Source organism: Synechococcus sp. PCC 7335 (genome assembly GCF_000155595.1).
In the GTDB taxonomy this organism is placed as follows: domain Bacteria; phylum Cyanobacteriota; class Cyanobacteriia; order Phormidesmidales; family Phormidesmidaceae; genus Phormidesmis.
The window spans coordinates 859,677-886,380 of sequence record NZ_DS989904.1 but is presented as its reverse complement, the minus strand read 5'-3'; the positions used below and the strand labels follow the sequence as shown (position 1 = coordinate 886,380).

Below are 26,704 nucleotides of genomic sequence, written 5' to 3'. Positions count from 1 at the left end.
ATATTTAGTCTTAACTTTCAATAGCAGCTAGGTTACTCACATTAACTAATTTCAAGCCCTTACACGTTCTTTTGATCAGACCAGCAAGCACCTTCCCCGGACCTATCTCCACCACCTCTTCTACACCAGCTTCTGACAATCCCAAAGAAATCTCTCGCCAGCGAACGGAGCCTGTCATCTGCTGGACTAATCTTTTTTTCAGTATCTCAGCGTTTGTTTCAGGCGTTGGATCTACATTTGACATTACAGGAATGCTAGCATCGTCAAATTCAATGGCTGCTAGTACTGATTCAAACGACTTAGATGCGTCGGCCATTAGAGGAGAATGAAACGCACCACTGACGTTTAGCCTGACGGCTCGCTTGCATTTTACGCTGTCTATTACCGCATCGACGCCGGCTGGTGTGCCTGAAATGACTACCTGTCCTGCATTATTATCATTCGCTAGTACAACGCCTACTGTCTTTGCAATTTTGGCATCTAGCTGATCGCGATCAAACCCCATCAGTGCTGCCATTCTTCCTTCTGATGCCTGTGACATTAGCTCAGCTCTACGTTTGACTAGCTTCAACCCTTCAACAAAGCTGAAGACGCTAGCTGCATACAGCGCAGAATATTCTCCTAAGCTATGACCAGCAACTAGATTAGGCCTCTGCCCGCTATCTTTTAAAGCGTCGGTAAGCGCGCACTCAACTACATACAAACAGGGTTGCGTATAGCGAGTATCACTTAGCAACGTTTCATCTTGGCAAATCTCTAAGACAGATCTTCCAATAATTGTCTCGGCTTCAGCTAGACGATCTGCGCACACGTCCGCTAGATCTGCGCCCATTCCTACGGTCTGAGAACCTTGTCCAGGAAAGACCCATGCAGTTTTCGCCATTATTCTTTAAAGCTCCTATATCTTAAAAGCGTTGATGATTATTTGTTCTCTACAGAGCCCCATTTGAGGATGGCGGCTCCCCAGGAAAGCCCAGCTCCAAAGCCTGAAAGTGCAAGCGTATCGCCTGCTTTGATTTTGCCCTTGCGCACCCACTCGTCCAAAGCGATAGGAATAGAGGCGGCGTCGGTATTACCATGCCTGGCCATATTGCTAACGACGCGATCGCCTGGAATCCCTAGCCGCTGGGCCGCAGCATCTAGTATCCGCTGATTAGCCTGGTGCAAAATCAGCCAGTCAATATCGTCAGTAGAAAGTCCAGCATGAAAGAGAGACTTTTCTAAGACTTCGGGTACTCGCTTAACAGCAAAGCGGTATACCTCTCGGCCGTTCATAGTAACGGGATGATACTGACCTGTTTGAATAGTGATATCGTCTACTAGCGGCTTCGATGCTTTCTGATAGTGTGCGGTGAGACAATCGTTCTGGCTACCGTCACTGTGCATCTCAAAGCTCAAGAGACGGTCTTCAGAGCAGCGCTGCATCACAATGGCTCCAGCACCATCGCCAAAAAGAACGCAGGTTCTGCGATCGCTCCAATCCGTCAGTCGCGACAAGATATCTGCGCCGACCACTACCACATTCTGATAAGCGCCTGCGCGAATAAACTGAGCAGCCGTGACTAAGGCAAATACAAACCCAGAGCAAGCGGCGGTAATATCAAAAGCAACGGCCCGGGTAGCGCCAACTTCCGCTTGAATTTGACAGGCTGAGCCGAATAGATCGTCGGGCGTAGAAGTCGCTAGAAGAATGAGATCGATGTCAGTAGGCTCAAGATTTGCCTGGGCGATCGCGCTGGCCACCGCCTCTGCAGCTAAAGAGCGAATAGACTCCCCTTCGTTCGCAATATGTCTTTGCCGAATGCCTGTACGAGTCGCTATCCATTCATCTGAAGTATCCACCACCTGAGCGAGCTGATCGTTAGTCAGCACCGCCTCAAGCTGAGCTGAGCCGCTACCGACGAAAGCGACACCGTAAGTTTGCTGGGTCATACTCTCTATTCACCTTTGGCTTTGACAGTCGCTGCAACCTTTAGGTACTGATCCTCAATCCGTTCGATAACGCGGTTATCAACAGCATCTTTAGCCAGGCGAATCGCGTTAAAAATAGAGGGCGCCTTAGAGCTACCATGACTGATCACCGCTACGCCCGCCACCCCAAGTAGCAGACCACCACCGTGTTCTGCATGATCTACCCGCTGCTTAATTCGCTGTAGGTTCCCTTTCAAGAGGGTACAGCCCACTTTGCCAGCGATACCCTGCGGCAGTTCTTCTCTTAGAATTTGCAAAACTGATTCACCGACCGCTTCTGCAAACTTCAGCAAAATGTTTCCAACAAAGCCATCGCATACAATCACATCGAAGTCACCTGAGAGCACATCGCGACCTTCTGCGTTCCCTACAAAGTTGATCGCACTTTGCTGGCTGAGTGCTCTGTGGACTGCGATCGCGGCTTCATTGCCTTTGCTTTTCTCTTCGCCGATATTTAATAGCCCGACTTTGGGTTCATCATTGCCTAACACATAGCGTGAGTAGATGCTACCCATAAAGGCAAACTGCTCTAGATACTTTGGCCGACAGTCAACATTCGCACCCACATCTAAGATGAGTACTGGCTTTGCCATCACCGTTGGAAACACTGCGCCAATCGCGGGTCTATCTACACCCTTAATTCGCTTTAACCGTAGCAGAGCCGCCGCCATCGCCGCACCTGAATGCCCAGCCGAAACCACGCCATCTGCACGCCCTTGCTTGACCAAATCCATCGACACATTAATAGACGCCTTAGGCTTACGACGCAGTGCGCTCAAAGGCTCTTCGTGCATCTCTATAGTCCCTTCAGCCGGAACGATCTCAATGCCTTGAAGTAAGTCTGGCTTCGGTACCGAAGCCGCTATTTGATCGGCATCACCCACCAAGAGGACTTCGATACCAAGCTCCTCTTTAGCTCTAATCGCGCCAGCGACCACCTCATCAGGGGCAAAATCACCGCCCGTCGCGTCTACTGCGATGCGTACCTGCGTCGAATCCATCAAAGCTCTACCCTTTTGTTGGCCCAATCGGGATCATATAACTTTAAGAATTCTATCAGACTTGTTCTTCCCAGACTTATTTCTTCGCCACTGAGAAGCGTCTAGCGATACCTATACTAAAGTGAACAAAGTAGCTAACTTATTCTTCACCGGGTTCAACAATTCGCTGGAATAGATAGCCAGTGCCTCTGGCTGTCAAGATCAGTTCGGGGTTACTAGGATCATCTTCTAGCTTGGCCCTTAGCCGGGAGATATGAACATCAACTACCCGGGTATCGACATGGCGTTCGGGGGTATAGCCCCAGACCTCTTGTAAAATTTCAGAACGAGAAAACGGTTCTCCTGAACGGCTTACGAGTAGCTCTAACAGGCTGAACTCCATGCCTGTCAGACGAATTCGTTCATCGCCTTTGTATACCTGACGCTTGTTGGTATCGATGCGAATATTGTTGATTGTGATCACGCCAGAGCTAGGAATGCCAGAGGCGCCTGTCTTTTCAACTCGGCGTAGGACAGAACGAATACGAGCTTCTAATTCTTTTGGAGAGAAGGGTTTGACGACATAGTCATCGGCGCCTAGCTCTAGCCCAGTGATTCGATCAGCAACATCGCCTAGCGCAGTCAGCATGATAATAGGAATATCCGATTCTTTTCGGAGCTCTTGGCAAACGCCATAGCCGTCTAGCTTCGGCATCATCACATCTAAAACGACTAAATCTGGGATAGTGTTGCGGAAGGTATCTAGGGCTTCTTCACCATCGGCGGCAGTGACTACGTCGTAGCCAATCATGGAAAGACGAGTTTCTAAAATACGACGGATGCTAGCTTCATCATCAACAACTAAGATTTTTTCTTTAACGCTTTCCAAGGCTATGTAAACTCCTATAAAACCGTGGCTGCAAAGAGACCACTAGCGGGAATGACTGTAATGTCGATCAAAAAGTTTATGACGTATGCATAACGTTTAGCAACTAAACTTTTTACCAAGGGTCATCTCAGCATTCTAATTGTATGCGGTTGAATCCCTCAAAGCTAGAGTCTCAGAGGGGTTTAGTGTTTCTTAAGGTTATGTGGAACTTGTTTGCGAACTAATACGAATCGCTACAATGCCGACCAGCTATGGCTTTAGCTTTATGAAAGTTATTATTTAGAGACCAATTGTGATTGGTTTACTCCTTGTTTTATGTATGACTAAAGGGGGGCATTTGCAAAGAAATGTATCGCATTCTGCCGTCTTAGCTGCGTCCCATTGTTGAACAAGGTACGTATATACTACTTTTGTTGGTTGTTTTGTCCTTGTTGACGTTGTTAACGATGGTCGTCCATGGCTAAGACCCGTTCTATCTATATATGTAATGCCTGTGGCGCAGAGTCGCGTCAGCACTTTGGCAAGTGTCCTACCTGTGGTACCTGGAATTCTCTTGTTGAGCAGGTGGTTGAGTCTCAGCTGGCGGCGAGCACTCGTCCTAGTATGAAATCGCGCACGAGTAGTACTCGGCGCAAGAAAGTACCTCCTGTGCCTCGGCTGTCGCTAAGGTTTGATCAGATTCAGGACCATCCTCAAACGCGGATTCCTTCTGGCTATCACGAACTAGATCGCGTCTTGGGTGGGGGTATCGTGCCCGGATCTTTGGTGTTGCTAGGAGGAGATCCAGGTATCGGCAAATCCACGCTGCTTTTGCAAACAGCGAACCAGCTCGCGAAGGGCACGCCGATTCTTTACGTGTGTGCAGAAGAATCTGGGCAGCAGGTGAAGCTGCGATCGCTCCGCTTGGGGATCAACCAGAGTGAGCAGTCGAACGGTATTCAAGAAAATTTGTATCTCCTACCAGAAACGAACCTAGAAACTATTCTCGAAGAACTCGATTCGCTGCGGCCTAAGGTTGCCGTTATCGACAGTATTCAAGCTTTGTTCTATTCAGCACTGACCTCTGCACCAGGATCAGTTGCACAGGTTCGAGAATGTACATCGGCGCTAATGCAGCTAGCAAAAAAAGAGAACATTTCTCTGTTTATTGTGGGACATGTGACCAAAGAAGGGGCAATCGCCGGACCAAAAGTGTTGGAGCATCTAGTCGATACTGTTTTGTACTTTGAAGGTGATCGCTTTGCGAGTCATCGCCTACTGCGCTCTGTAAAGAACAGATTTGGCGCAACTCACGAACTGGGTGTGTTTGAGATGGTGGATAAGGGTTTAGAAGAAGTGCTCAATCCTTCTGAGCTATTTATGAGCAATCAAGAAGAGAATGTCCCTGGCGTAGCTACGATTGTTGCCTGTGAAGGGACGCGGCCCCTAGTAGTGGAATTGCAGTCTTTAGTCAGTCCGACTAGCTATAGTTCACCGCGGCGCTCGACCACAGGAATCGAATACAACAGATTGCTACAAATTCTTGCAGTTTTAGAGAAAAGAGTGGGCATTCCGCTTTCAAAACTAGATGCGTATGTGGCGTCTTCGGGGGGATTGAACGTAGGCGAACCGGCGGCAGATTTAGGGATTGCGGTGGCAGTAGCGGCGAGTTTTCGCGATCGCATTATCGACCCAGAGTTGGTTTTAATTGGCGAAGTGGGCTTGGGCGGCCAGATTCGCCCCGTCTCTCAGATGGAGCTGCGGCTAAAAGAAGCCGCGAAGCTAGGATTCAAGCGGGCGCTGGTGCCGAAAAGTCAGGGTCGGAATGATTTGGGTATGGAAGTGACTGAGGTTGGACGGGTGATTGATGCGATCGCCACTGCCCTAGCTAATTCAATCCAACACGAACCTCAGACAGCCTCCGTAGAAGACTAAAATCATTCAGACTAAATTAATTTACTATGTGGATATATCTACGACGTAGACTCAACCGTCAACCTTATGGTTCAGTCAAAGCTGAAGAAGCATCTCCCTTCTGGCTCCGAGCTACCTGATTCGGACGACATCCCTGTGGACAATGAGGATCAAAATCTCCTGCCAAATATCTTATTGTTTGTGCTCAATACGCTGTGGGAGCACCGCAAGGACTGGTTTTTTGCAGTAGACATGGGTGTTTACCATACAGCGGAAGGTAACCCTAGAGTACCGGTTGTCCCAGATGCATTCTTGAGCATAGGCGTTCCCCGTCATAGAGAAGGTGAGAATTTTAGGCGCAGCTATGTTGTCTGGGAAGAGAACGATGTTGTGCCTCTGATGACGCTCGAACTGGTTTCGTGGTCACCCGGTGGAGAGTATGCCAAAAAGATGGAAACATACCGCAATCTTGGCGTTCTCTACTACATTATTTACAACCCTTTCTATTGGCAAAGAGACAGACACCAGCCCTTTGAGGTTTATAAATTGGTAGACGGCAGCTATCAACTACAGATCGGCGAACCTTTTTGGATGGAAGAAGCAGGACTTGCCTTAGGTCGGTATATGGGGACTTTTGGGGGCGAAACTCGTGAGCTGCTAGTTGGTTTGATCAAAATGGCGAGCGTATTCTAACTTCAGAAGAGAAAGCAGAACGCTTAGCCGCTCAGCGGAACGCTTGGCCGCTCGATTGCGCGAGCTAGTGAGGATCCAGAATCGGTTTGACCGCAACGGTTGCTGTCATACTAACTTTGAGACCAATAACCCCGATTCAACACGATAAACCTAGGGATGCTAGTATTGCTACGCCCTTCGACAATTTGGGGTAAGCAATTAGAAGTTAGTATAATCTCGCTTTCCTAAGCAGCTTAATATGTCCAAACGTACGTCTGTAAGCGCTTCAGATTTTTGAACTCGACTTAAAAACTGGCTATACCGCTAACACTATACCGCTAACAGGGGAGTAGTTCGGGCGTTGAAGTTTGCAGCCTTAAGGGAAGCGACCGCGGTTTCAGCATTGAGTACGCGGTATTGGTTGCCTAGGCGGACGGCCTGTCTCTGGTTGTGGGTGCGAATGACGGCAATGACAGGGGTTTTGGCGGCGAACTTATTTTCTCCTTGATGTTCCCTAAGGATGTCGCGAAGGCGGTTTTGTTTTTCGATATCACCTGCGATCGCAGGGTCTAAATCCAGCATCACCATGCGCACGGTTTCAATCGGCTGAGCATCGTCGATAATCATCTGAGTGCGATCATCACGGCGATCGACTTTGCCCCACACCATCAGACGAGCGTCAGGTTTGATATATTGACCAATACGGGCATAGGCTTTGGGGAAGATGACCGCTTCAGCGTGGCCGGTTAAATCTTCGATCTGGACAACGGCCATAGAGTCTCCTTTCTTGGTGGTTACGGGCTTAACCATGCTGAGCATCACAATCGCGCTGAGGGTGACTTTTTCAGGCTTTTCTCCAAGTTCTGATAGCTCAATGGGTGCCAGGATCTTGGCTGAGTGCTGAATATTTTTGAGCGGATGATCGGAGATGTAGAAGCCCAAAAGCTCTTTCTCTAGCTTTAGTCTTTCTTGAGGGTCGTAGTCTTCTATAGGGGGAGCTTTAGGCGCAGATTCAAAGGTTGTTGTATGTGTGGGTTCATTGCTGGTGCCACCGCCGAGCATATCAAAGAGATTCCCCTGGCCGACTTCGCGGTCTTTGGCTCTTGATTGGGCCCACTCTATGACTAGCTCTAAATCGTGCATGAGCTGCTGACGGTTCGGCTCTAGGCTTTCTAGGGCGCCAGAAAGGATAAGCGCTTCAAGCGCTCTCTTGTTGACAGCGCGCAGATCAACGCGATCGCACAAATCCGCTAATGACTTAAACGGCCCTTCCTCTTCCCGGGATTTGATCAGCGCTTCAATGGCCCCTAGCCCTACATTTCGAACCGCAGACAGACCGAATAGAATCTGATTCTCCAAAGGCGTAAAGTCTACTTCCGAGCGATTGATATCTGGTGGCAGCACCTGAATACGCATGCTAAGGCAGCTAGCAATGTACATTTGCACCTTGTCTTGATCGCCACTGATCGCCGTCAGCAGCGCTGCCATGTACTCGACCGGATAATTTGCCTTCAAATAGGCGGTTTGAAACGTAACAAATCCGTAAGCCGTAGAGTGAGACTTGTTGAAACAATACTCTGCGAACAGCACCATCTGATCGAACAGATCGTTGGCGTTCTTCCGGGGAAACTCATTTTTCCTCGCTCCTTCAATGAATTCCTCCCGGTGCAGCTCCATCTCTTTTATTTTCTTTTTACCCATCGCCCTACGCAACAGATCGGCTCGCCCTAGCGAGTATCCGGCAAGGTCTTGAGCAATTTTCATGATCTGTTCTTGATAGACCATGATGCCGTAAGTCTCTCTTAGGATCGGCTCTAGAATCTTGTGAGCATAGTCGATCTTTTCTCGGCCGTGCTTACGATCGATGAATTTAGGAATTAGCCCCGCGTCTAGTGGACCAGGCCGATAAAGCGCTAGCACAGAAGAGATATCTTCTAGGCCTGAGGGTTTTAGCTCTTTGACAATCTGTCGCATTCCGGAAGATTCTAGCTGAAATACGCCTGCGAGTTCTCCACCTGCGAGCAGTTCGTAGGTCTTTGGATCGTCTAGCGGTAGCGCATCTAGATCGATTTCGATATTGTGCCTTGATTCAATATGATCCACCGCCTTTTGAATCATGGTCAGGTTCCGGAGACCCAAGAAATCCATCTTCAGCAGACCGATTGCCTCTACATCTTCCATGTAGTACTGCGTAATTACAGAGCCATCGTTGTTGCGTTGCAAAGGCACAATGGTATCTAGGGGATGCTCGGAGATCACCACACCGGCGGCGTGCATCCCAAAGGTCTTGTTGGTCCCTTCGATCGTGATGGCTGTATCAATCCAGCGCTGAAAGGTAACGTTAGTTCCAGGGATCAGTTCGCCGCTATCGTACTTTTCCTTGAACGTCGCATCGGGCGTTTTATCGGAAATCATGACGTTGAGCTTGGTTGGCTTTCCGCGTGAAACAGGAATGAGCTTGGCGAGTTTGTCGGACTCGTTGTAAGGGATATCGAGCACGCGGGCCACGTCTTTGAGCACCGCCTTGGAGGTCATGCGGTTGAAGGTGATGATTTGGGCAACGTGGTCGGTGCCGTATTTTTCGGTGACGTATTCGATCACTTTTTCACGCTTTTCGATACAGAAATCTGTATCAACATCCGGCATGGATTTACGCTCGGGGTTTAAGAACCGCTCAAACAACAGTCCATGATGAACCGGGTCGATGTTGGTGATGCCCATGGCGTAAGCAACGAGTGAACCTGCGGCCGAACCGCGCCCCGGTCCGACTGAGATGTTGTGATCACGTGCAAATTTGATATAGTCCCATACGACCAGAAAGTAAGTGGCAAAGCCCATTTGGTGCATCATTGCGACTTCGTAGGCCATGCGATCACGATACTCATCTGTCAGCGCCTCTCGGTTGCTTAGACGCATCCGTTCTAGCAAGCCATCCCAAGCCACCTTTTCCATGTAGCTTTCTTTGGTATGACCCTCTGGAATTGGGAAATTAGGAATCTGAGGATTTCCCAGGATGTTGTATTCTTCAACTTTGTCAGCTACCTCTTGAGTTCTTGAGACCGCATCTTCAATGATCTCAGGCGCTATGTGGTCACGAAATAAGCGGCGCATCTCTGCTTCTGACTTCAGATATTCCGTACCGCTGTAGCGTAGTCTCTTATCTTCTGAAATCAGCTTGCCAGTTTGAATGCACAGCAGCGCGTCATGGGCTTCTACATCAACACAAGAAATAAAGTGAGAATCGTTAGTAGCAACAATTTTAATGTCGAGTTCTTGAGCAATTCGAACAATCTCTACATTCACGATTCGATCTTCTGGTGAACCGTGATCTTGAATTTCTAAGTAGAAATCATCGCCGAGCAAATCTTTATACCACTGGGCAACTCTACGAGCGACATCTAGCCGCTTTTTAAGAATGGCTTGGGGAATTTCTCCCCCTAAGCAGGCGCTAGTGATAATTAGCCCTTCGTGATACTGCTCTAACAAATCTTTGTTAATACAGGGGCGGGAAAAAAGCCCCTTGCCCTGAACACCTTCTAAGTGAGAAACGGTAGTGAGCTTGACTAAATTTTTGTAGCCGATGTCGTTCTTGGCGAGGACGAGCTGGTGATATTTTGGCCGCTTTTCTTGCTTGGTGATGTCACCGTTGATCACGTACATCTCGTTGCCGATTATTGGCTTAATGCCTTTTTTGCGGCATACCTTTAGCAGCTCAATCGCACCGTACATGACGCCATGGTCTGTTAGAGCGATCGCATCCATCCCCAACTCTAGCGCTCTGTCGACTAACGGATCAATATGGCTAGCACCGTCTAGCAGGCTGTAGTCGCTATGAATGTGCAAACCAACAAAAGACATACCAACTTCTCCAAAAGACGAGGACGCTGTGGATCGAATACTCAGACGAGTAGTCAGTCAATGAAGTACTAGATGTAAAGTACAAACCTACTACCCTACTGCTAACTATCTCATTAAACTCTCATTAAAATCCATTAAAAGTAGAGCTGATGGACGCGAAAAGTATTTATTCCCTAACTGATTCCCTATCGACCGATTCCCCATTGATAGATGACCGATTCCCCCACCAGATATAGTAACCTTCGCAAGGTATTTCGAAGTATAAACGCTATCAATAGCGCTTGCTAGAATTAAGCGTTGATCGTTACAGAACTCATCTCACCCAGCTGATTAGGTCTTGCGCTAGTCTGACTGTGGATAGATGCATCAAGTATTAGAGCTATCCACAATTGCAGCGTCACCGAGATTCTAGAGCCACACAGGTAGAGCGACCATTCGCTAGCGTTTTCCTTTCAATAAAACTAAACCAAACCGACCAGTTTAGATATACTCACATAAGGCCCCTAGCACGAAAACTTCTCAGGCATTCCATAATGGCGACCACTTCTGATTCTGTGATCGGCTCTCTTAAACGGCGACCGTCTCGTAAATGGATTGCCTGGCTAGGCCTCCTGCTATTAGCAGGCGGACTGGGCTTTTTGTTCTGGCGTGTTTTTGCGAGTAGAGGAAACCCAGGGATGCAAGGGCCGCCCCCGGTTGCTGTCGAAGTAGAGCGGTTAGAATCAGAGTCTTTGCAAGACAGCGCTGAGTTCGTCGGTATCCTAGATGCTCAAGCTGGCGTTAGTTTGCAGCCAGAAGCAGACGGTCGTATCGTCCAAATTTTTGTGGATTCGGGTAATACTGTTGCGGCAGGTGCACCGATTATGCAGCTAAGCTCGCAGCGATCGCAATCTGACTACAATGCGGCGCTAGCAAGCGTGAGTGCTGCCCGCTCTAGTCGCGATACGGCTAGGGCTCAATTGCGTGCGGCTAGAGCTAGGCAAACCGAGCTGCTCGCGGATTTAGAGCTACGGAATAACGACTATGATCGGACAGCGGCGCTAGTGGCACAAGGCGCATTGCCCCAGAATCAATTAGATGAAGTGGTTCGCGATCGTACCGTTGCTGAGTCCGCCCTAGCCTCGTCTAGAGAAGAAATCGCCGCTCTAGAAGCGAGTCTGACAGGAGCAGAAGCCACCCTCGAACAAGCTAACGCTAACGCCGCAGCAACCCAGCAAGATCTTTTAGACAAGACAGTTACTGCCCCAATAGCAGGCATCGTTGGCGATATCCCTGTGAACTTAGGTGACTATGTACAAGCGGGTGACCAGTTAGCAACCATCACTCAAAATCAAGATCTTGATTTGGAAATCGCGATTCCGATCAACGAAGCAGATCGGCTGCGAACAGGACTGCCAGTCGAACTGAGCTTGTTTGGCAGTGACGATACTATTGCAACGGGTGCGATTAACTTCATTTCGCCGACTACTGATACCGATACTCAAACCGTTCTCGCCGAGGCCCGATTTTCCACCCCGCGTCAGCCGCTTCAAGACGATCAGCGCCTAGAGGTTCGGGTCATTTGGGATGAGCGTCCAGGTATCTTGATCCCTTCCACTGCCATCACGAGATTGGGCGGGGAGACTTTTGTGTTTGTTCCAGGTGAACCCGATCCTCCTGAAGAAGGCGAGGATAGCGGTCCACCGCCTGGACAAGCCGGAGGGCAAGCAGATGGTCCCCCACCTACCGTAGCAAAGCTGATGCCCGTAGAGCTAGGCAGCCTGCAGGGCAACGAATATCAGGTGCTAGAAGGCCTAGAAGCCGGCGACACCATTATCACAGAAGGCATATTGAACCTTCGTGACGGCGTGCCTATCGACACTAGCGGTGGTAGCAGTCCGCCGGAGGGTTAAGGCCCGGCTTTACAATCTGCTTGGCGTATTAGCTTTTTTCCTCTCCTCTCCTCGGCGTTTTCATGTTCGTCAACTACTTTATTAAGCGGCCCGTATTCGCTACTGTCTGTGCCTTAATTTTGCTATTAGCGGGGGCGGTCAGTATTCCCACCTTGCCCATTGCCCAGTACCCGGATATCAGTCCGACGCAGGTCAATGTCACTGCGAACTACATCGGCGCAGATGCAGAAACCGTTGAACGGGGGGTAACTTCCATCATTGAACGACAGATCAATGGTGTAGAGGGCATGCGATACATGACCTCTAATAGCAGTAATGACGGTATTAGCAACATCGTCGTTACCTTTGATTCAACTCGCGATAAAGATATCGCTGCTGTCGATGTCCAAAACCGAGTCTCTCTTGCAGAACCCCAGCTTCCAGAGACTGTTAATCAAACAGGCGTAACCGTCTCTAAAGAGACCAGCAATATTCTGCTGGCAATGAGCTTGTACACCGAAGACGACCAGTACGACGACACGTTCTTAAGTAACTACGCCGATCTGTACGTCGCAGATGCGCTACAGAGGGTGCCAGGTGTGGGTAACGTTGTGATCTTTGGTGAGCGCACCTATGCTATGCGGATCTGGCTCGATCCACAAGAATTAGCAGGGCGAGGCTTAACGGCGGATGATGTAGTCTTGGCCCTGCAAGAGCAAAACATTCAGGTCGGCGCCGGTCAAATTGGTCAACCGCCTGTCGCTAGCGATCAAGACTTTCAAATTGACCTGCGAGCTGAAAGTCGATTGCGAACACCAGAAGAATTTGAGGATCTGGTGCTGCAAACGGGTGAGGCGGGCCAATTGATTCGGCTGCGAGATGTCGGTAGAGCAGAACTCGGAGCCGAGCGCTACAGTTCGTTCTTGCGCTTCCGTGGGCAAGAAGCGATTGGTCTAGGTATCTTTCAGCTCCCAGGAAGTAATGCCCTCGCGGTAGCCCAAGGTGTGAAGGCGCGAATGGCCGAGCTAGCATCAGACTTTCCGCCGGGGATGGAGTACGGCATTGGGTTTGATACGACTGAGTTCGTAGAGCAGTCTTTACTAAGCGTCCTGTGGACACTGATTCAGGCCGTTGGGCTGGTCGTACTAGTGATCTATATCTTCTTGCAGGACTGGCGAACGACGGTGGTCCCAGCGATTACTATTCCAGTCTCTCTAGTAGCGACGTTTGCAATCGTGAAGCTGTTTGGCTTTTCGATTAATAGCCTGACGCTGTTTGGCTTGACGTTAGCAACCGGGATGGTGGTCGACGATGCCATCGTTGTGGTTGAAGACATTAGCGCGAAGATTAATCAGCGCGGGTTGAATCCGGTTGAGGCGGCAATCGAGGCGATGAGAGAGCTGACGGGCGCGGTGATTGCGACTTCGCTAGTGCTGATGGCGGTTTTTGTGCCGGTTGCTTTCTTCCCAGGCACAACCGGCGCGCTGTACCGACAGTTTGCGCTGACGATTGCCTTTGCGATCGCCATTTCCACGTTCAATGCACTAACCCTTACCCCAACGCTTTCTGGCCTACTGTTCCGCACAAGATCAGAGCCGACTGGCTGGCGAGCCAAGCTGTTTAACCCGTTTAACGATGCGCTCGATTGGCTACGTGATCGCTACGGCAACGCCCTACAAAAGCTGACCAAGTTTAAGCCCGTTGTGATTGCTGCCTTTGTCGCCTCACTGGTCCTGACTGCATGGCTGTATACCACTGTCCCTTCGGCGTTCTTGCCAGATGAAGACCAAGGTTACTTCATTACCATTATTGGCGGCCCAGAGGGCGTTTCGCTCAACTACACCAGCGAAGTCATGGCAGAAGCCGAAGAAATTCTGCTCGCTCAGCCAGAGGTGAGAGCGACCTTCGCAGTTGGCGGCTTTGGTTTTAGTGGTAATACTGCCAACAGCGGCGTTATCTTTACTACGCTAAATCCTTGGGGAGAGCGGGATGCCAGCGCCTTCGAAATCATCGACCGGGTGCGTGGACCGTTAATGAGCAGTACCAAGGCCCGTCTCCTGCCAGTGAACCCACCGGCTATCCAAGGCCTAAGTAGCTTTGGTGGCTTCGAATTTCAGCTTCAAGACAGGCGCGGTAATGCTGAGCTGAATGATTTGGTCAATAGTATGGGCGCCATTATGGGTGCTGCTAACCAAAATCCACAGCTGCAAAATGTCTTTAGTACCTACGCTGCTAGCACGCCGCAGATTGCTATCGATGTCAACCGCGACCAAGCTAAAGCCCTCAACGTCAGCATTAGCGACATCTTCAGCACGCTTCAGACCAACCTAGGATCGCGCTATGTGAATGACTTCAATTTGCAGGGCCGGACGTACCGAGTCTATGTACAAGCCGACCAGCAGTATCGATCGACGCCAAGTGATATTAACAACCTGTATGTGCGATCGCAAACCGGTAACCTAATACCAATGAGCAATCTGGTTTCTACTACCGCTACCACGGGTGCCCAGACCATCAACCACTACAACCTCTTCCGTTCGATCGCTATCAACGGCGCCCCAGCGCCAGGGGTTAGCTCTGGTGCGGCAATTACCGCCATGGAAAACGTTGCCGACCAGGTGCTGCCTGCCGGCTTTGGCTATGAGTGGTCAGGAACCGCGTTAGAAGAGATCGAAGGCGGCAATCAAGCCCCTATTATCTTTGGACTAGGTATTGCCTTAGTCTTTCTAGTGTTGGCTGCTCAATACGAAAGCTATGTCGATCCGGTGATCATCCTCTTTGCGGTGCCGCTAGCTGTATTTGGGGCGCTGATTGCTCAGACCATCCGCGGCTTGCCCAACGATGTCTACTGCCAAATCGGACTGGTGATGCTGATTGGCCTAGCCAGTAAAAACTCGATCCTGATTGTGGAGTTTGCCAACCAGCTGCGCTGCCAGGGTCGCTCTATCACAGAAGCAGCGCTAGAAGCAGCCCAGCAGAGAATGCGACCAATTTTAATGACGGCGATCTCTACGCTGAGCAGTATCTTCCCGCTGGTGATTGCGACGGGTGCGGGCGCGGGCAGTCGCCAGTCGCTAGGCACGGCGGTTTTCGGCGGGATGCTAGTGGCGACTTTCCTCAGCCTATTCATCGTTCCAGTTCTCTATATCGTGATCAAAGGCTTTACCGTCGATAAGAAGGCTCAAATAGATGCCAGCGGGAACGGTGGCGGGAACGATGATGGGGAATTTTCTGGAACCTTGCTGGGTGAATCAAAACCTAACTTACCTGACTTGAATGAGGGCGTCGCGAAGTAGTAGGCCCACGATTCACAGTCTAAAAGCTTTAACAGGCCAAACGACCAGTGTGTAATGACTGTTTCACGCTGGTCCCTATGCTCACCATCTTCTATTGATATTTATTCTCATTTATGGTTGGATGTAGTGTATCGCTGTCTCTCGAGATAGCGATGATATTTCCATCGATAAAGGTATAGTCGCCTCAAGCGACTTTACCCAACCGAGTCAGCAAAAAATAGGAGATAGTTCAGACTCGCCGATAACAATACAGGCTGACGAAACGATAACGCGGAATACTCGTATTGACTTATGCAGTCAAATAATCTCGCTCAATCTACTGGCGGATCCTTGCAGGTTCTGAAGCACGAAGCGCCACAGTACAGTCTCAATAATGTTCAGTCGGTAAGAGATTCTAACTGCACTGAAATTTCTAAGTTGCCTAATCAAGTTTGCGATGGCCTCAGCCAACGTTGGCAACTGCGTCCTGGGCTAAGTCTAATGGTTCACGATTTAAAATTTCGAGAAAAAGCTGTTGTTAGCCAAAAAACCTCGGGTAGTACCACCACATTGGGAATGAGTTTTTGCGTTGAAGGGAAAATTCGGGGGCGCAGTTCCAATGCTAAACAAGCGATTCAGCTTCAGGCCGGGCAAGCAAGTTTAGGAATATTACGCAGCGCGGATCGGACGATAGAATATGCCGCCAAACGTCTGCTGCTGGTTCACCTGCATATTCAGCCTGAAGCCATTGGCTTGGCCGACCGGGAGATGATGAAACAACTGCCGAGACCTTTAGGTAGAGCGATCGCCAAGTGCGATTCAGCGGATTACTTTCAAACGCACACCATGACTACGGTAATGAGTGCGACCGTACAACAGCTCTTGAACTGTCCGTATCGTGGGCTACCTCAGCGCCTATATCTTGAGGGCAAAGCCACTGAGTTGATCAGTCTATATTTTGATCAAATATTGTCGAACCATCATTATCGGACAGCGTCGTCTGATCTTTCACCTGATCTAGCTTCCGGCTTAAGAGAAGAGGAAGTCGATCGAATCTTCTATGCCAGGGATATTTTGCTCAGCCAGGCCGCTAATCCGCCAAAGCTCATGGAGTTGGCTCATCAAGTTGGTATTAATGACCGCAAGCTAAAGCAGGGGTTTCGTCAGGTATTTGGAACTACTGTATTTGGTTACTTACACATCTATCGAATGCAGCAGGCTCATCAGCTGTTGTTGTTGCCTAAAGCCACGATTGCGAGTGTTTCTCAGCGCGTTGGCTATACCAGCCCCGAAGCGTTTAGTGTGGCCTTTCGGCGTACCTTTGGAATCAGCCCTAAAGCCTATCAAATGCAGCAGCGTTAACCGTCTGGTCTATAGCCTTCGCCACTTAGCTCTACACATTTCCAACAGGTAGAACCCTTGTTGCACATAGAGCTAAGTGGTCAGCAATGACCGAATGCATCCGGCCATTGCTATATCTAGGCCCAGAGGCGAGCCCATCAAAACAAACAGCCGCAGGCGTTAGCCTTCTGCGTGCAGCTGCATCCGGCTGTTGGCTATCTAAAAAGTCCGCCTGAGACAGAAAAAAAGTCCGCTTGAGACAGAAAACAACAGAACCCATCGGCTACTATCTTCTTGTCTAGATTATTGAGAATGAATCCCATTTGTTGCGATGAAAGTAAGCATGACTGCGACGCGGATGAGATGGGGTGGTTGGTTAGTCCAACTGATGGCGGGTTGTGGGCTGCTGCTAGGACCAGCCGCGATCGCAAGTGAAAGCGTACTCAAAGAAAATGCTTCAGCGATGGATATGACAGTGTCAGATGCGAAGCCAGATGAGGCCAGTACCCCAACGGTTACAACAGATAGATGGCTACGAGAGAGATGGCTAACGCAGTCTGATCTAGCTGAGCCAGCCGCTGAAGTCGTGGAAATAACAGATATTCAGCTAGAAGAGACCGCAGCAGGAATCGCGCTACAGCTAGAAACGACGGGCGAACTAATCACGCCCGAGCTGTCTGTGGCAGGCAATGCGGCAATTCTAGATATTCCCAATGCCATCTTGAACCTGCCTGAGGCGGAGCGCTTTGCTATCAGTGCGCCCAATGCAGATATTGCCTTCATTGATATCAACAATCGACCTGATAACCAGGTACGCATTGCCATCACAGGGACTGAAGCGCCGCCCACCCTGTCTGTGACAACGGTTGCAACGATGCTGACAGTCAGGGCGATTGCTAGAGCCTCTACCGCTCAAGATTCCATGCCAGATCCTATGCCAGAACCTATGCCAGATCCTAGCGAAGATGCGATCGCAGGTGACCCAGTCCCAGGCAGTTCAGGATCAGATGACGCTATCCAAATTATCGTGACGGGCGGGCAAGTACAAGATAATTACTTTGTCCCCAATGCTAGCAGCGCCACCCGCACCGATACGCCTATTCTAGAAACGCCTGCTTCAGTTCAGGTGATTCCTCGGCAGGTATTAGAGGATCAGCAGGTGAGGGATCTAGGAGATGCCTTGCGTAATCTCAGCGGGGCATCGGTTAATTCGACTGAGGGTAGAGGCTTTCAGATCAGTCTGAGAGGGTTTAACGGGGTCTCTGTGTATCGAGATGGGTTTCGGCTGTATAGCCCTAATGACAACGGAGATGCGGCTGGGCAAGGATTTCCAGAGATTGCCAATATCGAACGCATTGAGGTGCTAAGGGGGCCTGCTTCAGTTCTATTTGGCCAAAGTGAGCCAGGCGGCATCCTCAATATTGTTTCTAAAGCGCCTTTGGAGCAACCGTTTTACGAGATCGGGCTGCAAACCGATAGTCGCGGCTCAGTGCGTCCCCAGATTGATATCTCAGGCCCTCTCACAGAAGACAACCGTCTACTTTATCGACTCAATGCCGTCTATCAAAATGAAAATGAATTTCAAGATTTTGATGAGAGATCTGAGCGTTTCTTTGTAGCGCCAGATCTAGCCTGGCGAATTAATGATCGCACCGATCTCAATCTCCAGCTAGAGTATCTGAATGACGATCGCCCCTTCAATCCAGGGCTGGTAGCCTTGGGCGATGAGGTTGCCGATATTCCTCGCGATCGCATCCTCGGTGAACCCGACGACAGCATTTCGAGTGAGTTTTCTAACGTCGGCTACGATCTAGAACATCGCTTTAGCGACACGTGGAAAATCCGCAATGCGTTTCGCTATCTCAACCAAAGTGATGACATTAGCGCCACCTTGAGTTTCCCCTTTATTGGCGGACTCGATGAGGCCACAGGCGATCTTAATCGGGTCTTTGCCGAGCAAGATGTCAATAACAAAACATTGGCCCTGCAGACTAATGTGGTGGGTGAATTTTCTACTGGGCCGGTTGATCACACTTTGCTAGTTGGGGTTGATTTAGCTCGTTACAGCTTGGATTCAGATTCTTTTACTGATTTTTCGCCAGGACCGTCAAGAACGCCGATTAATATCTTTGATCCTGTCTATGGGACGCCACCTCGACCCGAGCGCGGTGATGTACCCACTAGAAGCGATCGCATTGATACCAATAGTCTGCAGATCTATGCACAAGACCAAATTGACCTGCTAGACAATCTGATCTTGGTGGCAGGCTTTAGTTACGAAACGGTGGAGCAAACAACAGTAACTACTAGTCGAGGTGTTACTACCGAGGTAGATCTAACCGAAGATGCCTTTAGCCCCAGAATAGGGCTGGTTTATCAGCCGATTGAAAATCTTTCTCTCTATGCAAACTACTCTCGTTCTTTTTTTCCTAGTGCAGCCGTCACGGTTGATGGCGAACCGCTAGCAGCCGAAGAAGGCGAGGGGTTTGAGGTGGGTCTCAAAACAGAACTGTTTGAGGGCAATCTGCTCGCGACTCTCGCTTACTTTAATCTGACCAAACAAAATGTTGCTACGACCGATCTAAACGATCCCAGATTTTCGGTAGCGACAGGAGAGCAACAGAGCCAAGGCATTGAGCTAGATGTGATCGGAGAAATTTCACCAGCCTGGAATGTCGTTGCGTCCTACGCCTACATTGATTCAGCGCTAACAGAAGACAGTTCCATTGAGACAGGCAACCCATTGCCAGGTGTGCCAGAACACAGCGCCAGCCTATGGACAAACTATGAAATTCAATCAGGAGACCTGACAGGCTTAGGCTTTGGCCTCGGGCTGAACTGGGTCGGCGAGCGCCAAGGCGATTTGAGCAACAGCTTTGATCTAGATAGTTACTTTTTGACCAACGCCGCTGTCTCCTACGAGCGAAATCGTTGGAAATTTGGCCTCAATTTTCAGAACCTGTTCGATGTGAGCTTTATTGAGGGTACACCGCGCACTCGAACCAGAGGCATTGAGCCCGGCGATCCCTTTACGGTGCTTGGCTCGGTTAGCTACGAGTTTTGATCGCTTTGATAATCAAGCTTTATCGCAACAAACAAAATCTTTTTACAACAGCTTTACCTAAACCCATAAGCCTGACAAGCCCTCTAAAAACTTAGCCCTACTTTAACTCATGGCCCCAAGTGTTCAATTAAAAGCTAAAGAGACTCTTTCTCCACGCAGAAAGTTTGTGTTGTTGAGCTGTCTTTATACCTCTCAGTTTTTACCCGCTGCTTTTTTCTTTCGAGCCTTACCTATTTTCTTACGCCAGCAGGGCGCGTCACTACAGGTCATTGGCTTGATGGGATTGCTTACCCTACCCTGGATTCTAAAATTTCTTTGGGCTCCACTGGTAGACCGCTACGGCTCTCGAAGATGGGGACACTATAAATCTTGGATTATAGGCACTCAGATTCTGCTTGCTCTCACACTAGTTGCCTGTGCCTCCCTCGACACTTTAAACAACAATGAGGTTTTACTCTTCCAGGGCGTGTTTTTAGTGGTAACGCTAGCTGCCACTCAAGATATTGCCACTGATGCTTTGGCCATCGGACTGCTAGATCCCCATGAACGAGGCTGGGGGAACGGTATTCAAAGCGCCGGGCGAGCCATGGGAGGGATCTTGGGCGGCGGCGTTTTGCTCCTCACCTTGAATCAGCTGGGCTGGCAGGTCAGCGTATGGCTGTTGGCGGGGGGCGTTTTGCTGGCACTGCTGCCCCTGCTGTCCTATCGGGAGCCGACCAGAGCCCGACCGCTAGAGAGAACAGCAGGTATTGCCCGTTCTGGTCGATTCCTCAGTGCGAGAAAATCTGTTTTGGACTATTTCAAGACGCTGCTGAGTTTTGTGAGGCGACCGCAGTCACTGTTGTGGTTGTTCTTTATCTTGCTCTATGCCACCGGTAGCAGTATGGCCGCAACTATGTTTCGTCCATTGCTGGTAGATCTGGGCCTGTCGATGGCGGATATCGGCTGGATGACTGGGATTGTAGGATCGGGTGCGGCTATTATCGGTTCGCTACTAGCAGGCGTACTGATTGAACCGTTGGGTCGTAGACGCGCGCTGATTTTGTTCGGGCTATTGCAGGCGATCGCAGTTGCTGCACTCACCCTGCCTGCAATCGGTATTCGCGATCCGCTTGTGCTCTATACCGTTAGTACTGGAGAAGTGTTTGCTCGCAGTGTTGCCAGTACAGCGCTATTCACCGTGATGATGGACAAAAGCCGCCCAGCAACAGCAGGGAGCGATTATACGCTGCAATCGTCGGTGTACGTGCTGGGTCACCATGTTGGGGTGCCTGCATTCAGTGGATTTATTGCCGCCGCCCTAGGCTATGTTGGCGTCTTTCTCATTGGTTTTGTTGTTTGCCTAGCGAGTGTTTGGTTGGCAACAAAAGTGATTTTTAGCCCAGATCTAACCCCTGAAATCGAGCATTCCCAAGATTTAGAACGCCTGAAAGTAAGCACTAAAGAACAGTAATAGCGAGCATCGTCACGCAATACAAATCACACAATACGGCAGCTAGACTGCTATGGAGGTAACCCTTGACAGATTCAAAGCTGGCAACCTCAAAGACGGCAACCTCAAAGCCAGCAAATTCAAAGCCGGCAACTTCAAAGACGGATCGCCAGCGAAATGGCGCTCCCCTAACTGATAAATTACTGCTGGCAATCACCCGGCATTTAAACCAAGATCACCTTGAGGACATATTGGCCTGCGCCAAGGCTGTGCCTCCCAAAGATCGGGCAATGGATTGGGCAGAACAGGCAAGCATTGCTCAGTTAGATGCCGCTGGGATGACGCTTGAGGTCACAGGACCTAACCAGAGCCAGTCCTTACGAATTGATTTTTTAGAACCGGCTCAAGGCGTGCTGTCTCTGCGGTGTCTGTTGGCTGAAATGATTACGGAAAGTCGCGCCCAGCTAGGGTGGAGCGCGGCAATAGATGACTCATAAAATAGATGACTCGTGAAATATATGTTTGACTTTACTGACAAACTCATTGTAGTAACGGGGGCAGCTCAGGGCATTGGTGCGGCGGTTGTGCGATCGCTCCTCCAAGCTGGCGCAACCGTTATCGGACTCGACATCCAGCCCGAAAAGCTGGAATCCTTGAGAATAGAATTAGCTTCGCCGCAGTTTGAGCCCTACCCAGTTGACGTTAGCGATAGCCTAGCGGTAAAGAAGATTGTTGATCATATCGAGAAAAATATAGGAGCCATTGCCGGACTGGTGAATGTAGCAGGCGTTCTTGTGCCAAAGCCTGTTGTTTCCTTGACTGACACAGATTGGAGCCGCACCTTTGCGGTGAATACAACAGGCGTCTTTAACATTTCTCGCAGTGTCGCACAGGCCATGATTCCTCGTAAAAACGGTGCAATTGTAACCGTTGGCTCCAACGCGGCTAGTGTACCCCGCCAAGAGATGTCTGCCTATGCTGCGTCTAAAGCGGCTGCGACTCACTTTACCCGGTGTCTAGGCTTAGAACTTGCTAGCTCTGGTATCCGCTGTAATGTCGTTTCTCCTGGCTCTACAGATACGCCTATGCAGCACATGTTCTGGACTGACGACACCGCTAAGGACGCTGTCATAAAAGGATCGCTAAACACATTTAGAACAGGTATCCCTTTAGGGAAAATAGCCAGTCCCAAAGATATTGCAGAAGGCATTTTGTTTTTGCTTTCTGAACAGGCTTGTCATATTACGATGCACGATTTGCGAGTAGATGGCGGAGCGACATTAGGCGCTTGATACTCATTTTTTGCAACAACCTATCCATCACCCTCCAAAGAATATGCTAAGGCCCTTACAAGAGATTCTGATGAAAAATACTGCCCAAAAGATTTTCCCCAATCAGCCGCAAAGCCAGTCACAAAGCCAGCTAAACAGTGCCACAGCGCTGCTAGAGGCCTCCGACCACGAGACATCGTTTTTCTTGGCGACACCTCACCAAACTATGTTGGCCCAAGGTATTCGAGACATTTTACCCGCTCAAAAAGGAGCGTTGGCTTACCCTGATCTACCGAAGCAGGCGGTCGCACTGTTCGATCGGCAATCTCAGCGCGGGTTATCAAAGCTGCCATTAGTGGGGGCGATTCCCTTTGATGACAGTGCCAACGTTCACCTGTTTATGCCCGATCGTCTTCACCGAGCAGGCCCGCTGAGAAATGACAGAAATATGAGTGTTGCTCCTAAACCTAAAGCATCGGCCTCTAACGCTTGTAGATTACAGATGCTCCCAGAGCCTGCTAGCTACATGGAGGGGGTTGAACAAGCGCTGGAGTACATTCAGCAATCGGAGCTACTTAAGATTGTTCTATCTCGTTCGCTTGAATTGTCATTTGCTCAAATGCCTCATCTAGGCGAATTATTAAACGGACTAGCTCGCTCTAACCGCTACGGCTACACCTATCTTGTTAATTTAGCCCGCTGCCAGCAGTCTGCGCCAAAGCAGTCGTTTATATCAGAGAAACAGCTCGCATCAGAGAAGACGCTGGCTCCAGAAAAGCAATCTGCATTCGTAAAACAGCTTGATTCTAAAAATACACACTCTTTTCTTCAGCACTCGCGCCATCACTTGGTTGGTGCTAGCCCTGAACTGTTAGTTCGGCGGCGGGGAATGCAGGTAGAAGCCAATCCATTAGCGGGTTCAGCGCCTCGTAGTGGTGATCCAATCATTGATCAACAGCGGGCTGAAGCGCTCATGAACTCTGATAAAGATCGGCGCGAACATGCGGTGGTGGTTGAGGCGATGGCAGAGGCACTGCGCCCGTTTTGTCATGACCTAGCAGTGCCCCCAACCCCTGACATTCTCCAGACCGACAGCATGATCCATCTGTCTACCTATCTGCAAGGCACATTGAAAAACTCAGAGACTTGTGCCCTTTCTCTGGCCCTGGCCTTACACCCGACGCCTGCCATCTGCGGTGCGCCTACCCAATGTGCCTATTCGGCCATTCACGCGATTGAACCGTTTGCGCGGCGTTACTTCACGGGTCTTGTGGGCTGGGTTGATAGTCAGGGTGATGGCGAGTGGGCTGTGACCATTCGCTGTGGCGAGGCGGAAGGTCGCCATCTGCGGCTATATGCAGGGGCCGGTATCGTAGCTGGATCGACCGCTGCAAAGGAGCTGGCTGAAACGTCTGCTAAATTTCGCACCATGCTCAAAGCGCTGGACCTAGAGCATCTGTTGGAGGCAAGACTGTGATTGAACAACTTTTTCAACCCTTACAGAAAGAGGGTTTGCAGGCAGACTGTCCGCGCTGGCCCAAAGCATATGCCGATCGCTACCGCAATTTAGGCTATTGGCAGCCTCAGACGTTTGGCCAAATGCTACGGCAGCAGTCACAGCGCTATGCTCAGCGGACGGCCCTAGTCAGTGGAAACGACCGCTGGAGCTACGCAGACCTGAATCAGCGGGCCGATCAGCTGGCGGCGGGGTTACAATCTTTGGGAATTACGGCAGGCGATCGCGTCATTGTTCAACTCCCCAATATTCCAGAATTCTTTGCCGTGTTCTTTGCGCTCACCCGCTTAGGGGCACTGCCCGTCCTAGCACTGCCGGCCCATCGTCGCACAGAAATTCACAGCTTTCTATTAAAAACTGAGGCGGCTGCTTACATTATTGCTGATAGCGATGGACACTTTGACTATCGAGCTCTGGCGCGTACCCTGATGCCTGAGCACGGTAGTTTACAACACATTATCGTTGTTGGTCAGGAACAGGAATTTGTGGCCCTCGATCAACTCTACCTACAGCCGCTTGCTCTATCTGAGCCCAAAGCTGAAGCTGTTGCTTTTTTTCAGCTCTCAGGCGGCAGCACCGGTACGCCCAAACTCATTCCCAGAACCCACGCCGACTATCTATACAGCGTCAGAGCTAGCGCCAAAATCTGTGCGCTAGCGCCTGAGAGCGTCTATCTAGCGGCTTTGCCAGTGTCCCACAATTTTCCACTGAGCTCTCCAGGTAGTCTTGGTACACTTTACGCTGGAGGAAGCGTCGTCCTCGCTCATCACCCCAATCCTGACGAAACTTTTGCACTAATTGCGCGTGAACAAGTCACTATCACCGCGTTGGTTCCGCCGCTGGTTCCTATCTGGCTAGATGCTACCGCCACCCGCAGTCACGATCTCTCAAGTTTGCAGATATTGCAGGTTGGAGGAGCCCCGCTTGCTCCAGAAGTTGCCAGACGTATTTCACCTATTCTGGGCTGTCGATTGCAACAGGTATTTGGCATGGCAGAAGGGCTAGTGTGCTACACGCGGCTTGACGATACAGAAGAGGTGATTTTGCATACTCAAGGTCTACCGATTTCTCCCGCCGATGAGATTCTGATTGTGGACAATCTAGATCAGCCGGTTTCTCCTGGAGAAACTGGGAATTTGTTGACCCGAGGCCCTTACACCATCCGGGGCTACTACCAAGCCCCTGAACACAACAAAAGGGCATTTACACCGGATGGATTTTATCGAACGGGCGATCTTGTCCGGCTAAGCCCGTCTGGGCAGATCATTGTAGAGGGCCGTGCCAAGGAGCAAATCAACAAAGGCGGCGAAAAGATCAGCAGTAAAGAGATTGAACAGCATCTGTTGACTCATCCCAATATTTGCGCTGCGGCTGTTGTCAGCATGCCAGATCCCTTTTTAGGAGAGCGTATTGGCGCTTTTGTAGTCGCGCAAAACGATGTTTCTTCAAATGATTCGATAGGAGACAACAGCATTGAGATCGACCAGGTGAAAGCTTTTTTGCGCGATCGCGGCTTAGCCCATTACAAGATTCCAGACCAGCTAGAATGGCTCGCGGCCCTACCCAAAACTGGCGCAGGCAAAGTCGATAAGAAAGCGCTAAGGGCTCGGTTATAGCAAAGCTTGCTTGTAGCAAAGTTCTAGCAAAGTGCAGAACCTACATTAGACCACTTTCACGTTTACAGGCTTCAACCCATTTCTTTCAGGAGACATCTGATGACCATTCCTCAACTTCCTGCTTACCGCATGCCTACAGCGACAGAGTTCCCCTCAAGCCGTGCGAGCTGGGAAGCTCAGGCTCCCAGGGCAGCACTGCTCATTCATGACATGCAGGACTATTTTCTAAATTTCTTTGATGCCCAGCAATCTCCGATTACAGAACTGCTTCAAAATATTGTTGTTTTAAAGGCATGCTGCCAGTCATTAGGAATTCCAGTTTTCTATACCGCTCAGATAGTAGAACAATCTGAGGAAGATCGCGGGTTGCTGACTGATGTTTGGGGGCCTGGATTGAGTGCCCATCCTGGACAAGAGGCTATTGCAGAAGTACTGATGCCCAGCGGCGGCGATCGCGTCTTAACAAAATGGCGATACAGCGCCTTTCAGCGGACACAGCTGCAAACGTTGCTGCAGCAAGAGGGCCGAGACCAGCTGATCATCTGCGGGGTTTACGGTCATATCGGTTGTCTAGCAACGGCTTGTGATGCATTTATGAATGATATTCAACCCTTCTTGGTAGGAGATGCTATTGCTGACTTTTCTGTGGACTATCACCATATGGCGATGAATTATGTCGCTCAGCGCTGTGGCATTACGTTACCGAACCAAACGGTGATTGAAATGCTGTCGAATTCTGTAAGTGCTAATCATACAGGATTAAACAGTGCAGAAATGCCACTATCTGAGTTGCTCTCTCCCGTTTCAGTCACTCAGGTCTTGAGGCAGCAGCTTGGTGAATTATTACAGCTGCCGCCGCTGCAGGTGAGTACTGAAGAGAATCTGTTGGATTCGGGGTTAGATTCTATTCGCCTGATGAGCTTGGTAGAAGACTGGCGACGTAAGGGCGCTGAGGTCAGCTTTGCCGACCTTGCAGAGCAACCAACAATCTCAGCCTGGAGTCAGCTCCTGTCTCGAAAGTAGGCAACAACCATTCAGCCATCCGTAATCGAACG

Annotated in this window: 17 protein-coding genes; 12 read left to right on the top strand and 5 right to left on the bottom strand. The window is 49.9% G+C overall.

Going from position 1 to position 26,704, the window contains the following annotated elements:
* Window positions 1–10 precede the first annotated feature (10 nt).
* From fabD to rpaB, 4 genes are all read right to left on the bottom strand, one after another.
* The gene (fabD, locus tag S7335_RS04030) at window positions 11–883 is read right to left on the bottom strand and encodes an ACP S-malonyltransferase (protein ID WP_006453816.1); all 873 of its coding nucleotides are present in this window, start codon (window positions 881–883) and stop codon (window positions 11–13) included.
* A gap of 38 nt (window positions 884–921) precedes the next feature.
* Window positions 922–1,932, bottom strand: a complete 1,011-nt coding sequence (locus S7335_RS04025; RefSeq protein WP_006456627.1) for a beta-ketoacyl-ACP synthase III — start codon at window positions 1,930–1,932, stop codon at window positions 922–924.
* A 5-nt stretch (window positions 1,933–1,937) separates the two neighbouring features.
* Window positions 1,938–2,972: a phosphate acyltransferase PlsX gene (plsX, locus tag S7335_RS04020; protein ID WP_006453761.1), complete on the bottom strand. Its 1,035-nt coding sequence runs from the start codon at window positions 2,970–2,972 to the stop codon at window positions 1,938–1,940.
* Between the two features lie 139 nt (window positions 2,973–3,111).
* Window positions 3,112–3,840: a response regulator transcription factor RpaB gene (rpaB, locus tag S7335_RS04015; protein WP_006453376.1), complete on the bottom strand. Its 729-nt coding sequence runs from the start codon at window positions 3,838–3,840 to the stop codon at window positions 3,112–3,114.
* 456 nt (window positions 3,841–4,296) lie between these two features.
* On the opposite strand from rpaB, the gene radA reads away from it, so the two are divergent.
* Window positions 4,297–5,754 (top strand): DNA repair protein RadA, encoded by a 1,458-nt coding sequence (gene radA / locus S7335_RS04010; RefSeq protein ID WP_006456230.1) that lies wholly within the window; start codon window positions 4,297–4,299, stop codon window positions 5,752–5,754.
* Between the two features lie 66 nt (window positions 5,755–5,820).
* On the top strand, window positions 5,821–6,426 hold the full coding sequence (locus S7335_RS04005) for a Uma2 family endonuclease (RefSeq protein ID WP_006453852.1): 606 nt from the start codon (window positions 5,821–5,823) through the stop codon (window positions 6,424–6,426).
* A 309-nt stretch (window positions 6,427–6,735) separates the two neighbouring features.
* Here S7335_RS04005 and S7335_RS04000 read toward each other — a convergent pair whose 3' ends face one another.
* Window positions 6,736–10,263 (bottom strand): DNA polymerase III subunit alpha, encoded by a 3,528-nt coding sequence (locus S7335_RS04000; protein WP_006453613.1) that lies wholly within the window; start codon window positions 10,261–10,263, stop codon window positions 6,736–6,738.
* Between the two features lie 533 nt (window positions 10,264–10,796).
* Between S7335_RS04000 and S7335_RS03995 the strand changes: the two genes are divergently transcribed.
* The 10 genes from S7335_RS03995 to S7335_RS03945 all read left to right on the top strand — a co-directional run bounded on the left by S7335_RS03995 (window position 10,797) and on the right by S7335_RS03945 (window position 26,672).
* Entirely contained in the window at window positions 10,797–12,155 is a 1,359-nt protein-coding gene (locus tag S7335_RS03995; protein WP_006457472.1) for an efflux RND transporter periplasmic adaptor subunit, read from the top strand.
* Between the two features lie 62 nt (window positions 12,156–12,217).
* Complete coding sequence (locus S7335_RS03990; RefSeq protein WP_006455290.1) at window positions 12,218–15,430, top strand: efflux RND transporter permease subunit; 3,213 nt, start codon at window positions 12,218–12,220, stop codon at window positions 15,428–15,430.
* A gap of 291 nt (window positions 15,431–15,721) precedes the next feature.
* Complete coding sequence (locus S7335_RS03985; protein ID WP_006454921.1) at window positions 15,722–16,771, top strand: helix-turn-helix transcriptional regulator; 1,050 nt, start codon at window positions 15,722–15,724, stop codon at window positions 16,769–16,771.
* 322 nt (window positions 16,772–17,093) lie between these two features.
* The gene (locus S7335_RS03975; protein ID WP_006457569.1) at window positions 17,094–19,814 is read left to right on the top strand and encodes a TonB-dependent siderophore receptor; all 2,721 of its coding nucleotides are present in this window, start codon (window positions 17,094–17,096) and stop codon (window positions 19,812–19,814) included.
* A 109-nt stretch (window positions 19,815–19,923) separates the two neighbouring features.
* Entirely contained in the window at window positions 19,924–21,267 is a 1,344-nt protein-coding gene (locus tag S7335_RS03970) for an MFS transporter (RefSeq protein ID WP_157620082.1), read from the top strand.
* 65 nt (window positions 21,268–21,332) lie between these two features.
* Window positions 21,333–21,743 (top strand): DUF2470 domain-containing protein, encoded by a 411-nt coding sequence (locus tag S7335_RS03965; protein WP_038015566.1) that lies wholly within the window; start codon window positions 21,333–21,335, stop codon window positions 21,741–21,743.
* Between the two features lie 21 nt (window positions 21,744–21,764).
* Entirely contained in the window at window positions 21,765–22,538 is a 774-nt protein-coding gene (locus tag S7335_RS03960) for a 2,3-dihydro-2,3-dihydroxybenzoate dehydrogenase (RefSeq protein ID WP_006457329.1), read from the top strand.
* A 70-nt stretch (window positions 22,539–22,608) separates the two neighbouring features.
* Window positions 22,609–23,994, top strand: a complete 1,386-nt coding sequence (locus tag S7335_RS03955) for an isochorismate synthase (protein WP_006457317.1) — start codon at window positions 22,609–22,611, stop codon at window positions 23,992–23,994.
* Window positions 23,991–25,649, top strand: a complete 1,659-nt coding sequence (locus S7335_RS03950) for a (2,3-dihydroxybenzoyl)adenylate synthase (protein ID WP_006456198.1) — start codon at window positions 23,991–23,993, stop codon at window positions 25,647–25,649. The genes S7335_RS03955 and S7335_RS03950 overlap by 4 nt, the downstream gene beginning before the upstream one ends.
* A gap of 99 nt (window positions 25,650–25,748) precedes the next feature.
* Window positions 25,749–26,672, top strand: a complete 924-nt coding sequence (locus tag S7335_RS03945; protein ID WP_006455725.1) for an isochorismatase family protein — start codon at window positions 25,749–25,751, stop codon at window positions 26,670–26,672.
* Window positions 26,673–26,704 lie beyond the last annotated feature (32 nt).

Bases quoted from the DNA above. Each gene is read 5' to 3' on its own strand.
- radA (WP_006456230.1), top strand. From the start codon at position 4,297: ATGGCTAAGACCCGTTCTATCTATATATGTAATGCCTGTGGCGCAGAG.
- S7335_RS03990 (WP_006455290.1), top strand. From the start codon at position 12,218: ATGTTCGTCAACTACTTTATTAAGCGGCCCGTATTCGCTACTGTCTGT.
- S7335_RS04005 (WP_006453852.1), top strand. From the start codon at position 5,821: ATGGTTCAGTCAAAGCTGAAGAAGCATCTCCCTTCTGGCTCCGAGCTA.
- S7335_RS03945 (WP_006455725.1), top strand. From the start codon at position 25,749: ATGACCATTCCTCAACTTCCTGCTTACCGCATGCCTACAGCGACAGAG.
- S7335_RS03995 (WP_006457472.1), top strand. From the start codon at position 10,797: ATGGCGACCACTTCTGATTCTGTGATCGGCTCTCTTAAACGGCGACCG.
- S7335_RS03955 (WP_006457317.1), top strand. From the start codon at position 22,609: ATGAAAAATACTGCCCAAAAGATTTTCCCCAATCAGCCGCAAAGCCAG.
- S7335_RS03985 (WP_006454921.1), top strand. From the start codon at position 15,722: ATGCAGTCAAATAATCTCGCTCAATCTACTGGCGGATCCTTGCAGGTT.
- fabD (WP_006453816.1), bottom strand. From the start codon at position 883: ATGGCGAAAACTGCATGGGTCTTTCCTGGACAAGGTTCTCAGACCGTA.
- S7335_RS04025 (WP_006456627.1), bottom strand. From the start codon at position 1,932: ATGACCCAGCAAACTTACGGTGTCGCTTTCGTCGGTAGCGGCTCAGCT.
- S7335_RS03975 (WP_006457569.1), top strand. From the start codon at position 17,094: ATGACTGCGACGCGGATGAGATGGGGTGGTTGGTTAGTCCAACTGATG.
- S7335_RS03960 (WP_006457329.1), top strand. From the start codon at position 21,765: ATGTTTGACTTTACTGACAAACTCATTGTAGTAACGGGGGCAGCTCAG.
- plsX (WP_006453761.1), bottom strand. From the start codon at position 2,972: ATGGATTCGACGCAGGTACGCATCGCAGTAGACGCGACGGGCGGTGAT.
- S7335_RS04000 (WP_006453613.1), bottom strand. From the start codon at position 10,263: ATGTCTTTTGTTGGTTTGCACATTCATAGCGACTACAGCCTGCTAGAC.
- S7335_RS03970 (WP_157620082.1), top strand. From the start codon at position 19,924: ATGGCCCCAAGTGTTCAATTAAAAGCTAAAGAGACTCTTTCTCCACGC.